Here is a 1,157-nt window from a genome sequence, read left to right on the forward strand (position 1 = left end):
AGGTCCTTGATGCGGCCTGTCACATCGGCATCGCCCAGCTCGCCCTCCAGCAGATCGAGGACGACCTGAAAGCCGACGACGTCGACGCCCGCGAGCTCGCCGCGATCCTGCGCGAGATCCAGGAGGACATCGACATGCCCGGCGGCCTCTTCCCCGCCCTCGCGCAGCTGGTCAGCACCGCCGCACGCAGGGCGGAGCAGATCGAGCCCGACCGCGACGGCGACGCCTCCTGCTACCTGCACGAGGCCGCCGCCCTGATCACCGACAACGCCGGGCAGCGCCTGAACTGGGCGGCCCGCTCCCTCCACCCGCAAGGAGACGACGCATGACGGTGCTGTACCCGGACCTGCCCGAGAACGGGCTCATCGTGCTGATCGGTGCCTCCGGCGCGGGCAAGTCCACGCTCGCCCGCACCCGGCCGGCCTCCCAGGTCCTCTCGCTCGATCGTCTGCGGGGCGTGGTCGGTGACGACCCTGGGCGGCAGGACGCGACCGGTGACGCGGCCGACGTCCTCAAGCTGATCCTGGAGCGCCGGATGGCCCGGGGACTCAACACGGTGATCGACGCGACCAATTGCGAGCAGCCCATCAGGGTGGAGCTGGTGACGGCCGCCAAGCGGCACGGCATGCCGACGGTCGCGGTCATCGTCCCCACGCCGCTGTCGGTGTGCCTGGAACGGCAGCACCCGCGCCCGGCCAACCGGCGCGTGCCCCAGGACGTCGTCCGCGCCCAGCACAAGGCGATGACGTACTCGCACCAGCAGCTGGCCGCCGAAGGCTTCAACACCATCGTCTTCGCCGACAACCTGTACCGCCTGGAGCCGCTGCTGAAGCGGCTTTCCGAGCGCCGTGAGGCCGACCTCGGGCGGGACGGCGGCAAAGGACTGGGTGACCTTCTCCTGGTCCGCCGGTTCTTCGGCCCGGCGATCCTGCCGCTGTGGCGGTGGCGGCCCGGCTCGGACCTGGTGACCGGCCGGGACCGCGTCGCGGAGATCCGCCTCGGGCAGCAGTACCTCACCCTTGCCTACCGCGCCGACGTCGACAGCGAGGGGGACTTCGGCTTCGACGTTCTGCTGCCGTGCCCCGTCGACCCGGAGTGCGCCGGGCAGGCGTGGGCGCCGGTCTACTCGGTCACCGACCTGCACAAGGCGCTGACCG

At 71.5% G+C, this 1,157-nt stretch carries 2 protein-coding genes; both read left to right on the forward strand.

Annotated features, from left to right (window positions below; all coding sequences use genetic code 11):
• Positions 1–329, forward strand: a 329-nt coding sequence (locus ABWI07_RS44260) for a hypothetical protein (protein ID WP_353822222.1), incomplete at its 5' end; no start/stop codon positions are given.
• On the forward strand, positions 326–1,157 hold an 832-nt coding region (locus tag ABWI07_RS44265), incomplete at its 3' end, for an AAA family ATPase (protein ID WP_353822223.1). The genes ABWI07_RS44260 and ABWI07_RS44265, both read left to right, overlap by 4 nt.

The sequence above is a fragment of the Actinomadura sp. NPDC000600 genome (assembly GCF_040492135.1).
Lineage (GTDB): Bacteria > Actinomycetota > Actinomycetes > Streptosporangiales > Streptosporangiaceae > Spirillospora.